At 41.7% G+C, this 14,032-nt stretch carries 12 protein-coding genes; 10 read left to right on the top strand and 2 right to left on the bottom strand.

Annotated features, from left to right (window positions below; translation table 11 throughout):
- Positions 1-26 precede the first annotated feature (26 nt).
- From queA to M2135_RS15090, 10 genes are all read left to right on the top strand, one after another.
- Positions 27-1,076 (top strand): tRNA preQ1(34) S-adenosylmethionine ribosyltransferase-isomerase QueA, encoded by a 1,050-nt coding sequence (gene queA, locus M2135_RS15135; RefSeq protein WP_280749368.1) that lies wholly within the window; start codon positions 27-29, stop codon positions 1,074-1,076.
- Positions 1,077-1,086: 10 nt separating this feature from the next.
- Positions 1,087-1,554, top strand: coding sequence for a 2-amino-4-hydroxy-6-hydroxymethyldihydropteridine diphosphokinase (gene folK, locus M2135_RS15130; RefSeq protein WP_280749367.1), 468 nt, complete (start codon positions 1,087-1,089; stop codon positions 1,552-1,554).
- A gap of 400 nt (positions 1,555-1,954) precedes the next feature.
- Positions 1,955-2,842 carry a hypothetical protein gene (locus M2135_RS15125; protein ID WP_280749366.1) on the top strand — a complete coding sequence of 296 codons (888 nt, stop codon included), beginning with the start codon at positions 1,955-1,957 and terminating at the stop codon, positions 2,840-2,842.
- A gap of 23 nt (positions 2,843-2,865) precedes the next feature.
- A complete protein-coding gene (locus tag M2135_RS15120; RefSeq protein WP_280749365.1) occupies positions 2,866-3,825 on the top strand; it encodes a fimbrillin family protein in 960 nt (319 codons plus the stop codon).
- A 31-nt stretch (positions 3,826-3,856) separates the two neighbouring features.
- Positions 3,857-4,789, top strand: coding sequence for a fimbrillin family protein (locus tag M2135_RS15115; RefSeq protein WP_280749364.1), 933 nt, complete (start codon positions 3,857-3,859; stop codon positions 4,787-4,789).
- Between the two features lie 27 nt (positions 4,790-4,816).
- The gene (locus M2135_RS15110) at positions 4,817-5,740 is read left to right on the top strand and encodes a fimbrillin family protein (protein WP_280749363.1); all 924 of its coding nucleotides are present in this window, start codon (positions 4,817-4,819) and stop codon (positions 5,738-5,740) included.
- 22 nt (positions 5,741-5,762) lie between these two features.
- Positions 5,763-6,704, top strand: coding sequence for a fimbrillin family protein (locus M2135_RS15105; protein WP_280749362.1), 942 nt, complete (start codon positions 5,763-5,765; stop codon positions 6,702-6,704).
- Positions 6,705-6,733: 29 nt separating this feature from the next.
- Positions 6,734-7,714, top strand: coding sequence for a fimbrillin family protein (locus M2135_RS15100; RefSeq protein WP_280749361.1), 981 nt, complete (start codon positions 6,734-6,736; stop codon positions 7,712-7,714).
- Between the two features lie 120 nt (positions 7,715-7,834).
- A complete protein-coding gene (locus tag M2135_RS15095) occupies positions 7,835-8,602 on the top strand; it encodes a phosphatase PAP2 family protein (protein WP_280749360.1) in 768 nt (255 codons plus the stop codon).
- 2 nt (positions 8,603-8,604) lie between these two features.
- Entirely contained in the window at positions 8,605-8,868 is a 264-nt protein-coding gene (locus M2135_RS15090) for a tetratricopeptide repeat protein (protein ID WP_280749359.1), read from the top strand.
- An 8-nt stretch (positions 8,869-8,876) separates the two neighbouring features.
- On the opposite strand, the gene M2135_RS15085 is transcribed toward M2135_RS15090, so the two are convergent.
- Both M2135_RS15085 and M2135_RS15080 read right to left on the bottom strand, forming a co-directional pair.
- A complete protein-coding gene (locus M2135_RS15085; protein ID WP_280749358.1) occupies positions 8,877-10,613 on the bottom strand; it encodes a TonB-dependent receptor in 1,737 nt (578 codons plus the stop codon).
- Positions 10,614-10,619: 6 nt separating this feature from the next.
- Entirely contained in the window at positions 10,620-13,619 is a 3,000-nt protein-coding gene (locus tag M2135_RS15080; RefSeq protein ID WP_280749357.1) for a tetratricopeptide repeat protein, read from the bottom strand.
- Between the last annotated feature and the right edge of the window lie 413 nt (positions 13,620-14,032).

The following is a 14,032-nucleotide window of genomic DNA, read 5'->3' as shown; positions in this document are numbered from 1 at the left end:
TTAAAATTAATAAAAGACTATAATATATGAAGCTTTCAAAATTCAAATTCGAACTGCCGTCGGAACTTATTGCTTTGCACCCGACAAAAAACCGCGACGAGTCAAGGCTGATGGTGATCAACCGCAAAAACGGCGAGATTGAACACCATACATTCAAAGACATCTTGAATTATTTTGGTGAGGGCGATGTGTTTATTTTCAATAACACAAAGGTTTTTCCGGCTCGTTTGTACGGGAATAAGGAAAAAACAGGTGCGCGCATCGAAGTATTCCTATTGCGTGAACTGAACCCGGAATTTCGCTTATGGGATGTTTTGGTCGATCCGGCTCGTAAGATACGTATCGGCAATAAACTCTATTTCGGTGAAGACGACTCGATGGTGGCTGAAGTGATTGACAATACGACCTCTCGCGGACGGACTTTGCGCTTCCTCTATGATGGCAATCATGATGAATTTAAAAAAGCGTTATATGCACTGGGAGAAACCCCGCTGCCTAAATATATCGAACGTGAGGTAGAACCCGAAGATGAAGATCGCTATCAGAACCTTTTTGCGTCTGAAGAGGGAGCTGTCGTTGCTCCTGCTGCCGGTTTGCATTTTAGTCGCGAACTGATGAAACGCTTGGAAATTAAAGATAGCAAATTCGCTTTCCTGACTGTTCACTCCGGTTTGGGTAATTTCCGCGAAATAGATGTGGAAGATCTGACCAAACACAAAATGGATTCGGAACAGATGGTGATCAATACGGAAGTGACCCGGGTAGTGAATGAAGGGATCGACAGCGGACATCAGATCTGTGCCGTAGGTACATCTGTTATGCGCGCTTTGGAAACAGCAGTCAGTACCGACGGACACCTGAAAGAGTTTGAGGGATGGACCAATAAGTTTATTTTCCCACCTTACGATTTCGGGGTTGCTACCAGCATGATTACCAACTTCCATATGCCTTACTCCACGTTATTGATGATGGCAGCTTCATTCGGAGGCTATGATGAGATTATGCATGCGTATGAAGTAGCAATTAAAGAAAAATACCGTTTCGGAGCATATGGAGATGCGATGTTGATCATTTAACCCGAAGAAAATGGTCAAAACCTGTTTGGGTCTCGGAACAAATATCGGGAATAAGAAAGAAAATATAGAGACAGCTATCCGGCTGTTGACAGAAAGGGTGGGGACTATACTCGCCCTTTCGTCTGTTTATGAAACCGAACCTTGGGGATTCGATTCTGCGAATACGTTTTTTAATAGTGCATTGATTTTGGAGACCACTCTCTCTCCGGGAAACCTCCTGAAAACCACCCGTCAGATTGAAATAGAGATGGGACGGATCGAAAAGAGTAATGGGAATTACGCAGATCGCATTATCGACATCGACATCTTGCTTTATGGCAACGAAATTATTCAAACGCCAAACCTCACAATCCCGCATCCAATGATGCATAGACGCAGTTTTGTACTTGAACCATTAGCTGAAATTGCTCCGGAAATACTCCATCCGGTTTTTCAAAAAACATGGAAAGAACTACTGGATGTTATTCCAAATCCATAAACACTTCGAAAGGAATTTTTAGATTATTTTACATAAAAAGTTATCAACAGGTCAACGCGAATAATGTTTAAAAGTGTTTAAAAATCGCCAGAAACACCTCTTTCGCTTACCCCCCTCTTTTACTGATTCTTATCACTAATTTTTCATAACAACTCTGAAAGTTGTAAACACTTTTTTAACGAATAAAACTTCCAACTGTTGATTTTCAAAAAAAGGACATCGGCTCGTTTTTAGGTTCGTTTAAATATCCCCTCTTGATTATTAAAAAATAACCGTACTTTAGCAAAGAATTCTGTAATGATTGCAGTTTAGCCGTTCAATCATTCACCGATATAAAAGCGTGATTATCAGAATAATGAATTCTATGTTATGAATATAAAGTCATGTAAATAAAGACCATATGAGAACAACAAAATTACCACATATTTTAGTTGTGGTTTTTTCCTGTATCCTGAATGCTTGCGTAACTCCGGAGATGTATAATGGCGAAGATCCGGGACCTGACCCAACCCCTGGGGATAATAAAAAAGGGGCATTGGCTGTTAGTCCGGATTGGAGCAATCGTTCGATGAATGTGCCTACTCCTTCTCAATTTATTGTCTCATTAAACAACAATGAGTATAAAGCAACCTTTGGTTCTGGTCAGACCGACTTTCCGGATTCAATAAAGGTAGGGAACTATAATTTACAACTTTATAATGAGGCCTCTCAAATACAGGTGAGTCACTCCACAGCCTCGGTAGATGGGGTGAGTGGTGGCGGTATCTACGCAAGCCCCGGATGGTTTTTTGGCGCCTACCAAGCCATAGAGATCAAAGCAGAAGAGAAAACACAGGTGACTCCCATTATGAGACAACTGGTCAAGCAATTGACGATTACGATCAACGTAGAAGATGGGGGTATGCCACGTATATTGACAGCTGCCGGAACCTTGTCAGGGGTGGCTTCGGCTGTGGATTTTTCCAGTACACCCGGATTACTCAAGAGTCCTGCCTCCGTGAGTTTTTCCTTTACCAAAAATGATGAACTGAATCAGTTGATCGGTGTTGTCCGGCTGATGGGTGTCATCGGAAGTGAGCAAAACTTACAGGTGAATCTTACATTAGTAAATGGAACGACATGGGAACCTTTTGTCTCGGATATGAGTAGTGCCCTATCCAACTTTAATAACGATATGATCACCCCTCAAGAATTGACCAATACCATCTCGTTGGGTGTTAATCCGGATGTGTCAGGGTTTATTCATGATTGGGAAGAAGCTTTTGATAATATAACGATTAAGTATTAAACGAAAAGAAAATACGAACGATAATGAAACATGGGTTATTTTCATCCGTATTATTGAGCACGGTTTTATTACTCTTTTCCTGTGAGAAAGAAACAGGAATAGAACCAAAAGAGAATAGAAAACCGATTGAAATTAAGGCCACTTTCCAGACGATGACGAGAGTCTCGACAGTAGAGGAGGCCGGCCTATTGAAATGTGAATTTGACGAAGGTGACTCAATCGGTATTTTTGCGGTCATAAATGGCACAGATTCACTTTATATAAACAATCAGAAGTTAGTGTTTGATTATGCTACTAAGACTTGGAAAATAGAGGTGCCAGCAGAAGAAGAGGAAAAGAATCTGTATTATCCGTCTCATGGAGAAGCATTGGATTTTTATGCCTATTATCCGTATGACAGCGCCTATGAGTCACTTCCAAATCCTTTAGACTCACACTTGGCACCACCGGTTGCACTTCATTTTGCAGTACAAGAAGATCAATCTACAATAAGTGAGGAAGATTTTCAGAAAAGTGATTTCTTATTCTCTACTGCCGAGAACCAAACACAAAATATGGTCCTATTGCCATTCGCTCATAAGATGGCATTATTAGAATTAAGAGTGGAAGAAGGGAGTACTCCTATTGAAACAAATAATTTTACTGTAACAGTTACGAATGTATACAATGAAAGTGATATAACGATTAGTAATGGATCCGTTGCGCTTTCTGGTGCAACGAAGACTATCACCATGCTTTACAAGGATACAGAACTAGGGATGTTACCTCCTCCCAATACACATATTTATTGGGCATTAGTACCCCCTCAAACAATAGCAGATAATGTGGCTTTGTTCTCTTTTGTTCAAAGTGGTTCACTTGATCCGTTGGAGGATTTTGCTAGTGTATATACAACCCCAGTAAATGGGGGGAATCCATCTGACCCGTTTCCTTTGGATATATCAAGTGGCAATCACTACATCATCAAAGTTGCATTACCATAATAATTATTAGACGAATAAATTATATCATACAATGAAACTCAAAAATAGCTTATTCATACTCACTTTGGGAACGATGATGTTCTTTAGCTGTACCGGCGCAGACACCCTTCCCAAACCAGGTCCGGGGCCGGATGATCGGGTAGCAGTCAGTTTCAGCACATCCGTAAATAATGCGAACACAAAAGCAGTAGATAACGCTTGGAGTGAAGACGACCGGATAGGGGTATATATGTTTGAAACCGGAACAAACACCGTTTCAAATACAGCCGCTAATCGTATGTATTATTACAATGGCGATAATAAGTTTGCCTCTAATCCGACTTATGAGATTTTTTTCCCTTCGGATGTATTAAACAAGGTTGATTTTTTGGCCTACTACCCGTTTAATACAGCTGTTACAGATGAATATGCCTATGTACTGGATCTTGCCTCACAAGCCGATCAGGAAAAAATCGATTTAATGGTCAGTGATCGAGTGGTCGATAAAGATAAAACGACCCCACAGGTCAGCTTAGACTTTAGACATAAATTGGCCAAAATCTATTTTGAGATCAAAGCTCCTGTCCTGATCCTGGAGAATCCGGAGTTTCTTGACGAATTGGCCATAGAGATTGTCGGAATGCACACCAAAGCGAATTATATATTGACAAACCTTGAAGTAGAAGAGCCTGATGAAATTGCCAATATTCCGATGTTAGTCACCATTAATGGTGGCGGGACAGAGATCAACGCCATAGCAGAAGCCGTTGTTTTGCCGGATACACAGACTACAGGTCGTTCCTTTAACTTCCGACTATCCCCAGAGAAGGAGGTCTCTTGGCCGATTGATGACGAGGTGGTGTTTACAGCCGGTAAAAAGTATACCTATCGAGTATCCATCGAACGGGAAGAGATCAGTATGACCTCCTCTGTTTCGGATTGGGAAGAAGGAAAGAATGGTGGAGGTGAAATCCCGGCTCAATAATTTTTGACGTTGAAAAAAGAGATTATCATGAAGAAAAAATATCGTATATATTATCTATTCGTCTTAGGGATCATTGCGATGGCATGTACTAAAGACGATGGCATTAAAGATGAACCCTCTGCAATGGAAATCCGGTTGTCTGCTGATGTGAAAGGGAACACTCCTACAAAGGGAGATGAGCAGATTCTGGCCGATCAAAAAGTAGGTGTCTATATCTCCAGCGAAAAAGATTCATTGGCCATGGAGAATAATTTAGCCTATACAGCTGATGGAGAAGGGCGATTGACAACCAATAAAAAGGTGACCTATCCGGAATATTTCAATGTCGATGGTAAAACAGGGGTCTATATTTCCGCTTATCATCCACACCTTTCAAATCTGGAGGATGCCATCTATTTTCAGGTCAGAAACGATCAAAGCGGAGAAGGTTATTACCAATCCGACCTCTTATTCAGTGCTCCAAAGTTATATCCCCGGCAAGCAGCGGCTCATGAATTGGTTTTTATACATCAACTGACAAAAATTACTTACAGTCTGAAAGCCGGAGGAGATATTACGAATGAGGACTTAAAAGATGCAGAAATTTCATTGATCGGTCTACGTGATAGCATATTCTTCGACCATACGACCGGAGTAGATACAATTCAAATACAAGGAGACTCTATCCAGATTTTCACTCATAAAACCGATAGTGCGGCAATTATTATCCCACAGAAAGTAAAACAAGATGTACCTTTCTTCAAAATAGAACTCAAGTCGGGCAAGTTTGAGAATGCAAATGCATTTGTATACGGCTTGATGAATAAAGAGACCCATTTTGAAAAAGGGAAAATGTATCATTATGATGTTACCGTCAATAATACCGGCATAAAGTTTACAACAGAAGTTGCCGACTGGGAAGATGCCTGGGGAGATAGCGGTCCACATCAAGGCGAAGGAAAACAGGAATAATCGAACAATAGCAAAACGGGTTATGAAACACAGATCAATATATCTCATTTTAACAGCAATAAGCAGCATTCTTGTAGCCTGTCAGCAGGAAACGGAATGGGCAGGAACGGATCACGAGAAAGTGGAAATACGTTTCTCTGCTGGAGTAGATGCACTTCTAACAAAAGCTGATCCTCATGCAGGAATCGCTGAAGGACAAAATGTGGGCATATACGTTATTGAAGCAATAAATAGTCCAGACAGTATCATTGCACTAAATAAAAACTATAAAACTAGTGCTGAGAACAAATTAGTTGTCGACGACTCGGAAACGACTAAAATGATTTATTTCCCCGAAAAAAATGATGTGTATGTGTATGCCTATCAACCCTATAGTGCGAGTCCGCATAACGATTTTTATGTAAAAGTAGACCAGAGAAGTGATGCCTTTATCGGTGATAAAAATTATTATGACTCCGACTTGTTATATGCATCAAGAGACACATGCAACCGTTTTGACAATGATACATCAACCATATCATTGAAATTCAAACATATGTTATCCCGGATAACCTGTAAGGTAAAGAATAAAGACGGTGCATCACTTAATGATCGTGCAGAAATAAGAATTGACAACATTCGTACCGGAGCAAGTTTAAATGTAATAACCGGGGAACTAAATAACCTGGGAACTTCTCAGAACCAGTCTGTGATCATGCATAAAGAGTTCGGAGCAATTATCCCTCCACAAACGATTCCAAACAATACTGCCCGGTTTTTGAGAATAATCATTGAACACGAATCAGGAAAAATGACATACTACTATAAGACAGATGAAGAGTTTATCTTTGAATCCGGGAAAAGGTATGATTTTGTCATTACGGTAGAAGACGATTCTATCAATATCAAATATTATGTGAGTCCCTGGTCAGATGGAACAATTGAAGATGATTCTAACGGGAATGTATCTGCAACACCCAATTAAATAGCCATTCAGATTAAAATAGATTGATTATGAGTTACAAGAACATATTTCTCGGGTTAGTTACTGTTTTTTTATGGACGGCCTGTGCGGAAGAAGACCATATAGGAAAAGATGAATTTGAAGCAGGTAAATATCCGCTCTTATTTTCTACTGCAATAGACGGTTATCTGCAAAAGCCAGAGACAAAAGCACCAACAAGTCTAAATTTTGGTGTTCGCATTGTAGATGTTAGTCTTACTCCCACAATTACCAATTACAATAATGTGGAATACCGTACAGAAGCGGATGACGCTTTTGGAAGTTTTGTCCTGAGTCCTGTCGCCCCGTTAGTCGACCAACGCTATTGGGTATCGGAAAGTCAGGAATTTAAAGTAACTGCTTATTATCCGTATTACGGAAGTAAAGGAACCTGGCCTACAAGCCAACGCGTAGATCTGGAAGCGGATCAATCTGATCAGTCCGATTATGACCAAAATGATCATTTATATTTAGAAGAGCAAACTGTTGCCTATTTTTCTCGGAGTATTCCGCTTCTATGTGAACATCTGTTTAGCCAGATAAGGATCGTGTTAGAAGCAGATACCGACTCCGGAATTACAGAAGCTGATATCGCTGGTGCGACTGTTAAAATTGCGAATACCAATCTGAGCGCAACTGTTAATATGGATGATGGAACAGTGACTCCTATCGCCAGTACAGAAGGAGACATCACGCCTTATTCCCAATACGAAGAGATGTACAACCAAAATGTACTTCGAGCTATAATCATTCCACAAGTGTTGAATGCCGGTACCGAATTCATTGTAATTAAAATAGGAAACCAGGAGTACAGCTACAAAATTGATAGCAAAAAAGGAGAAAGTACGAATCAAGAATTTGAAAGCGGTATGCAATATACATACAAAGTGACTGTTAAGCAGAATAGTATAGAAGTCACTGTCCAGGGATCATCATCCGATTGGATTGAAGGCTGGGGTACGCCAACTGTAATTGATGGCGGATCAGTATAATAAACTTATAACAGTCTCTAAATATCTATAGAAGAGGGTCGTCTCATTTTGGGGCGGCCTTTTTTAGGCTACAATTCAAAAAAAATATGTTCCTTTGTAGCCGAAAAAGAAAAAGACAAAGTGCGCTATTTACTACTTGTATTCACTCTACTTATAAGTATTCAATCTGTTTTATTCGCTCAACAAAAAGAAGCGAATATCCATACACCGGATACGATACCTCCACGCATGAGGATTGCAGATTATCGATTCAAACCCCAACATCTGATCCTGCCGGCTTCACTTATTACTGTAGGAGCAGTGGGTACTGCCATTGACGGGATGAACGATTTTCATCTGTTTACACGCCCTGATTCAGTGAAACAGGTTAACCTCGATGATTACATGGAATGGGGAATGCTCGGTTGGGTATTTGTATGCGATCTGATTGGAAAAGAGAAAAACAACTGGGTAGACCAGTTGATGGTTGTCGGACTGGCAGAAGCCTTAAATGCCGGATTTGTACATGGACTAAAAAACCTGACAGAAATCAAACGGCCGGACGGCACAGGTCATTCATTTCCATCCGGACATACAGCCAACGCGTTTTTGGGCGCTCACGTCGCATATAAAGAGTTTAAAGATACATCACCCATACTGGCTTACTCCGGCTATTTAATGGCTGCTTTTGTCGCCGGATCGCGTATATACAACAATCGACATTGGGTTGCTGATATTGTTGCAGGTGCAGGTATCGGGATTCTGTCGGTCGAACTCTCCTACCTCATCTATTATCCTATACGGAATGCCATTGCCAGAAATACCAATGCTAAAGCAACACGAAACTTCGTTGTAGCACCTATGCTAGGCAATAAAAACGGAGGGTTTTACCTCTCATATACTTTTTAAATATGGAAAAAATCAGACAACTCATCTATGAGGGAAATACAGACGAAGCGATCCGCCTACTGAATACCTACATCGAACAACATCCCGCAGACGACGAAGCCTGGTATCTCAGAGGAAATGCTTACCGTAAAAAGGAAGATGTCCGCCAGGCATTGAACAACTACCTGCAAGCGCTTGAATTAAACCCGGATAGCCCTGCCCGGCAAGCACATGATATGCTGATCGACATCATGAATTTTTACAACAAAGAGATGTATAACCACTAAGCGTTCTTTCAGAAATTGAGATTCACCCCTACCATGGCACTAAATCCCTGCATGGGATAACCGTAGAGGTACTCATATTTCTGGAACAATACATTATGCAGTTTAATATAAGCGCCGAATGTATCATTGAAAGTATATGATCCGGTGATATTAAGTTCATTTATATTTTTCATTTTCCCCTCTATCCTGTTATAACGTCCTGTCGCTAGATAGTAATCAACAAGTAATCCGACAGACTCTACCGGACGGATGGTGATATTCCCGTTTAACTCCATTTCCGGACGACCGAATGGTTTGTAGTCATCATAACCAGACTCATCCTCCACCGTCCAATTGTTATAAACTCCTTTAACGCCTATTTCAAACAGTTGCTGATAAGCATATTTCAGATGAGCACCCCCAAAGAAACGTTTGGAGTCAAGAATAAACGGAAGAGCCATATTGCCGAAAGAGTTTGATCCACTACCGGGAGTCGATCCATAAAAATAATCGCTATCGGTAATCGTATATCCGCCAAAGAGATCCATCCAGAAACCGGTTGCTACAGCACTTTTAACTCCTACAATACCATCCAGCCAGGTGCGCGAAGCCGGTGCGACCGCAAAAGGATGTATGTAGCGATTCGCTTCAAACAGCGCCAGCGAGTTGTTGGCACGAACATCTCCCCCAGCATTCAGGTATATCTCTGTTTTTTCACCTGCAACAATATTTGCACTAATATGAGGTGAGACAAAGACTTTACTATAATTCCCGGTAATAAACATCAGGTTCGCTCCCAGTTTGACCCGCCACGAGTCACCTTCCACCCCATAATAAGGCGTTATTGTAGCTGTCATAAAGTTTTCCAACTCATCATAAACATAGGTTAAATCATCCGGTCCCGAGCGTGCGAAATAATTGAGGTTACCCCCTAATCCAATCTTTTGCGTAGCGGCAAATCCGGCATTTAAGTCAAATGTAGCGCTGATCGAATGTTCAGATAATCCATTATCATCTTTTGCAATACCGTGTGTCTGGTTGAAAAGGGCATAATTGATATCCAACAGATAACCCACCTCAGCACCTTCCGCTGACTCTACGCCTGTATGGGCTTTGATAATATGCATAACCTGATTGGTTTCCCGTTCCGGAGAAATGTATGACGATGTAATAGACGAATAATCCCCATATGGCAAACCATAATAATTAAACCCGGAATACTTATAATTCGCCCCCAATTTAAACGTCAGTTGGTCGAATCGATGTTTAAAATTGATCCCTCCCAAATTATCATTTATTTTAGCTTTTACCTTCTCGTCCATACCTTCCTGAAGGTATTTCACCTTGCCATTTGTCGAGCGATGAGAAAAAAAGAGATTCAATTGATCCTTCTCCGTACTCAAAATATGGTAACCGAAGTCGCCATTCAAATTCAGGTAAGTACCTCCTGCCAGATTCAGATATCCGCGACGTTTATTATACGCTATTTCCGTCATGACCTCACCCGAAGGCAAGATACGAATCTCTTTGGCCGGACTTGTAGGGGCAGTGAAAGTCGCATAATCGATCGGTATTTTCCGCACTTCCGGTTCTTTGATAACCGGCAGTGTATTGACTTTGCTGGCATCCTGCACCGAAGGGTCGTACTCCCGTTCCAAAGTCATCTGACGGCTGAGCGGATCAAGATTTTCCTGCGCAGTAGCAATTGTTGCACATCCCAGAAGGGCAACTGTACAAAATATATTTATCGGATTCATTCTCTTCATGACTTCTTAATTCTTTAGTTGACTCAATCTGCTCTCAATCATTGATGTTATATCATCCTTCCCTTTATAGTTGCTTTGCAAACTATTTAGGTATACCCTGGCTTGTACATCATCTCCTTTACGAATGTAAATATCCGCCCACAGAATAAAACCGCGTGCCAGCCAGTATTGGTGAGGCGTTCCGTTCTTGGCAAAATCTTCCAATACCTTTTCGGCATTCGCATCCTCTTTATGGTCAAAATACAACTGTGCCAACAGGTATTTGGCTTCAGCACCATGAGCGGTACGGGTATCGCGGCTCACTTCCAACAGGTCTTCCCGAGCCTGTTGCTGCTGGTTCTGTGCGATATAAGCTTTGGCTCGTACATACCGTGCCTCGGCAATCAATTCCGGAGAGAGTTTTTGATCCTTCAATAAATCGTTGGCAGCCAGTAAAGCCTCTTGTGTTCTATTCGTAAACTGTGCACAGCGCATCATCCCTAACCGGGCGGCCTGTTTGTTTTCCGGACCTTCGGCAATCAGGTTCAACCGTTTAAAACTCTCAAAGGCTGCCGTATAATCTTTTTCAAGATATTCGATCTCTGCCTTACGGGCAACGGCTTCTTCCTGGAATTTCGTATCACCGGCATCCACCACTGAGGTGAAATACCGTTTGGCATCCGTATAATTTTTCTGAGTGAAAGCGATACTACCCAGGTAATAGTTGGCATTCGAACTGAATGCACCCATCGGATACGTTTGCAGATAGTTCACCAGGCTACGTTGTGCCCCGGTGTTATCTCCACGCATAAACAGCATCTCTGCGGCCAGATAGGTCAACGAATCCTGCTCGGATGCTTCAAAACGGATATTACCTCCTAATGAATTAACGTATTTGGCATAGGCATTAATATCATTCAACTCAATATATACCGATCGCAAATCCTGTAAAGAGACACGCGCCTCTTCACTGCCCGGATAGTTACTGATCACCTTTTTATAGGCATCAGCCGATTTTTGCAACTGATTATCATTGAAATAGATTAACCCCAGTTGCACTCCTCCCTTACGCGCCAGGCTGCTCTGAGGGTAACGGTTGATCAATGCTTCAAATGTTTGTGCAGCTTCCCGGTTATTCTCCATCAGCACATAAGCACGTCCCTTCTCAAATAACGCATCATCCGCATATTGTGATTCGGGATAATCGCGAACCAAGCGATCCATCGCTTGTATCTTTCCGCGATAATTCTTTTGTAGTCCGAGTACATATCCCCGTTGATACAGGGCATAATCGCCGGCCGAAGGAGCGATCTGTGCTGCCCGTGCATAGTTTTCTTCTGCCTGTGTAAATTGTCTGTTGTTGAAAAGACAATCGCCGATGCGGTTATACGTATCGGCCAGAGAAGCCGCCCGCTGATCCCGTTCAAGTCCGGTATACTGACGGAAATAGGTCAATGCCTGATTATAATTCTGTTGCTTGAAATAGCTATATCCTAAATTGTAATGTGCCAATGCGTACATATCCGTACCGCGTTGACGTGTATTGTTCACATACGAACGATAATCAGATATCGCCTCATTGTAATTCCCCATCCGGTAATAAGACTCCCCACGCCAGAAATAAGCATCGTTGCGAGCCTCCTGGTTATACGTGCCTAACGAGATCGCCTGATTGAATAACGAGATTGCCTCTTCCATCCGGACATTGGTAAACGATTGTGTGCCCAATTGGAACAGAATATCTTGTTTAGCCTCCAGGATCTTGGTGCTTGGTCGGTTTATTTTATTGATCGAGTTCAGGGCAGCTTCGTAGTTTTTGGTGGTCAGGTAGACTTCCACCAAATAGTCATTGACTTTATCCGCATAACGTGAATTCGGGAAATCGTTCAGGAAGTCTTCAAAAATAGTGACCGATTCTCCAAAACCGGTAAAGCCGGTCTCATGGATCAGTAACGCATAATTATACATCGCAGCCTCTTTCACGTCACGATCATACGAAGCGGTCGCTGCTGCTTCAAATGCCATCCGGGCATTGTTCTTGTCGTTCAGCTTGAGATAAGCCTGTCCTAAATAAAGATAAGCGTTTTGTGTCAACGCATCATTCTGATTCACTACCCGTCCGAAAGAGCCGACCGCCCCTCGAAAATCTGCCTGGTTATAATAACAGACACCTAAAATATACAGATCGCCACGCAAAGGATCGTCTGTCTGTTCGGCATATCTTTGCAGATAAGTCAACGCTTTACGCTGATTGTCCAGGTGATAGTACGAATTCCCGACAATACGGTATAGTTCGGTATTATTCTCACTGTCGGGATAAGTGGCAAGCAGCGATTCGCCTTCACGGATCACCTGCTCATATTTATTCTGGATAAAATAAATCTGCGCAATATAATAAGACGACTGTTCATGATATTCGGGAATATATTGTAAACGGGCAAATTCAATGAGAGCCTCATTGTATTTCGCATCCGCATAATCAATATATGCGACATAATAGGACGATGCATCACGATAGGTCAGACCGATCTGTTGAATACGGGCAAAATAATTACGCGCCGCATTGATCTCGCCTGTCTGTAGGAGTGAATAGGCCAGACGAAAAGAATAAGCTTCTTGCTGTTCGGGGTTCAACACATCGAGGTTCGACTGGTTAAACCAGAAAATCGCCCGTTCATATGCGCCTTTCCCGAAATGGGCGGAACCGATCTGATAAGCCACCACATCTTTATGTCGTGAAGAGGGATAACGATCCAGGTAATCTTTCAATAACAGGTCGGCATCTTCTTTGCCTTGCTCAAAAGCAATATAGGCCAGCATATAGTCGGCTTCCTGAATCAGGTCAACATCCGTTGCACGTAGTTTATACGCCTCTAACTTATCGATACAACCGGCATAATTTTTTAATTCAAATAACTCTTTACCTTCAACAAACAACCGGTTGGGCGATTCAAACTGATACGACCGTTGTCCGTTTGCCCAGTGAATACATAAGACTAAACACAGCGGGATAAGTATTCTTCTCATACTTTTTGCATTAAAGACAAGGGATAGTTCCTGCTTGTCGGTTCTAATCCACAAATATAGAGATTACTTAGTAAATACGGCGAAAGTGGTGGATAAAAAATCGCGTACATATATAGGAATCGGAATGTATATATAGTGAACCGTCAGAATTGACTCCGTCCTTTTTCCCGAAGATGCGGAATAGAGATTCATTCGATAATTATCAAACGATCGTTTCACAGCTATCAAACGATCGTTTCACAATTGTGTAATAATCGTTTGACAATTGTCGGACGAATACTTCTTCCAAATTTTGACTTTTCCACTTGCAGAAGAAAATACTTGAAAATTGTAATCACAACTTGTAAAAGTTAGGATTTACAACTTGAATGAGTTGTAGATTCTATTCATTTTCAGGCCGTTTTTGGTAGATT

This window comes from Parabacteroides sp. PF5-9 (assembly GCF_029893105.1).
In the GTDB taxonomy this organism is placed as follows: domain Bacteria; phylum Bacteroidota; class Bacteroidia; order Bacteroidales; family Tannerellaceae; genus JARXWG01.
The sequence above is the reverse complement of the archived record's forward strand: the minus strand, read 5'-3'. Positions and strand labels throughout refer to the sequence as shown.

Excerpts from the sequence above, each read along its gene's own strand:
- M2135_RS15120 (WP_280749365.1), top strand. The coding sequence starts at position 2,866 with ATGAAACATGGGTTATTTTCATCCGTATTATTGAGCACGGTTTTATTA.
- queA (WP_280749368.1), top strand. The coding sequence starts at position 27 with ATGAAGCTTTCAAAATTCAAATTCGAACTGCCGTCGGAACTTATTGCT.
- M2135_RS15090 (WP_280749359.1), top strand. The coding sequence starts at position 8,605 with ATGGAAAAAATCAGACAACTCATCTATGAGGGAAATACAGACGAAGCG.
- folK (WP_280749367.1), top strand. The coding sequence starts at position 1,087 with ATGGTCAAAACCTGTTTGGGTCTCGGAACAAATATCGGGAATAAGAAA.
- M2135_RS15085 (WP_280749358.1), bottom strand. The coding sequence starts at position 10,613 with ATGAAGAGAATGAATCCGATAAATATATTTTGTACAGTTGCCCTTCTG.
- M2135_RS15105 (WP_280749362.1), top strand. The coding sequence starts at position 5,763 with ATGAAACACAGATCAATATATCTCATTTTAACAGCAATAAGCAGCATT.
- M2135_RS15110 (WP_280749363.1), top strand. The coding sequence starts at position 4,817 with ATGAAGAAAAAATATCGTATATATTATCTATTCGTCTTAGGGATCATT.
- M2135_RS15080 (WP_280749357.1), bottom strand. The coding sequence starts at position 13,619 with ATGAGAAGAATACTTATCCCGCTGTGTTTAGTCTTATGTATTCACTGG.
- M2135_RS15100 (WP_280749361.1), top strand. The coding sequence starts at position 6,734 with ATGAGTTACAAGAACATATTTCTCGGGTTAGTTACTGTTTTTTTATGG.
- M2135_RS15125 (WP_280749366.1), top strand. The coding sequence starts at position 1,955 with ATGAGAACAACAAAATTACCACATATTTTAGTTGTGGTTTTTTCCTGT.
- M2135_RS15115 (WP_280749364.1), top strand. The coding sequence starts at position 3,857 with ATGAAACTCAAAAATAGCTTATTCATACTCACTTTGGGAACGATGATG.